Source organism: Oceanospirillum sanctuarii, from assembly GCF_002150805.1.
GTDB classification, from domain to species: domain Bacteria; phylum Pseudomonadota; class Gammaproteobacteria; order Pseudomonadales; family Halomonadaceae; genus Oceanospirillum; species Oceanospirillum sanctuarii.
Map to the genome: position 1 here is coordinate 1 of NZ_MTBA01000029.1, position 1,202 is coordinate 1,202.

Below are 1,202 nucleotides of genomic sequence, written 5' to 3' on the forward strand. Positions count from 1 at the left end.
TTCAATGCTGGAGCGTGATGGTATCGATCCAACAACGGTAACGGGTGTTGTGGTTAAACGAGTTATCGTGGAATCTGAGCAGGATGGGTTGTTACTGGAGTCTGTCTTAGATCTAAGTGCTGATCCGGGAACTGATCCGGGAACTGATCCGGGAACTGATCCGGGAACTGATCCGGGAACTGATCCGGGAACCGGCGGTGGCGACTTCTTTGATACGCTGGCTCCGATTACAGCAACCGTATCCGGAGAAGCTTCTAATACACCGGTAGTCGCTTTGGCAGATGTCCCTGTAGATTCGACCTCTGTATTTGCCTATGTCGCACAGAGATCTCTGAACTTGCTCAGTCATAATGATCAGGATGAGGCTGCTATTCTATTGGCTGTTGATACTCCGGTGAGCAGTTTGGATCTGGGGGCATTGGTCGATGCTGGTACCAGCACACTGGTTACGACTAATACGCCGGAATTGACGTCATTTATTGATGGCAGCTTTGAAGCTCATATCTTTGCGGCACCTTTGACGGCAGCAGAAGTTCTGGCTGAAGCAGAGTCTTACATGGCTACAAATGGCGAACTGGATGAAGCCTTTGTTGAAGGTCTTGGGGTTACTGCAGGCACAGATATTCAGTTTGCTACGGGTTCGGTAGTGCTCCCGGATATTGCTCAATGGCGTTCGGATGATCAGATCTGGATGGGGCTAAATTACGACCTGAATAGTGATAAGGTTCGTTTTAATCTCAGTATTAATGACGATACTTTCGATACGACTCAGCTGGATACCTTAGTTCTGAAGGTTGATGGTGTTGAGGTGTATAACTTCGATAGCAGTACTCAGACGGATAACTGGGCGGGGTATGAGTTCGACTTTGCCGGTAATGAAGGTGCCGTTGTGACTCTGGAGCATGCCGGAGTGGAAGTGGGTAGCGTAACACTGCCAGCACTAACACCGAGTTCAGTGACGATCTCAGCGGCAGATATTGTTGTTACTGAGTCTTCAATTACGGTGACACCAACATTGTCTGATACCACGGGCAGTGAGTTTGGTTTAGCTCTGGATGTTGCGGTGACCTTGAGTAGCGGAGAAGAGCGTTACTTCTGGTTGTCCACGCATGATGGTGATGCTAACTGGGATGGTTCTTTGTTGACTGCAGACCTGGCTTCAATGCTGGAGCGTGATGGTATCGATCCAACAACGGTAACGG

General features: G+C 49.2%; 1 protein-coding gene. It reads left to right on the top strand.

The features are described from left to right. The coding region (locus BV405_RS17510; protein WP_176330220.1) for a hypothetical protein at nt 1-1,202 on the top strand (1,202 nt) is incomplete at both ends.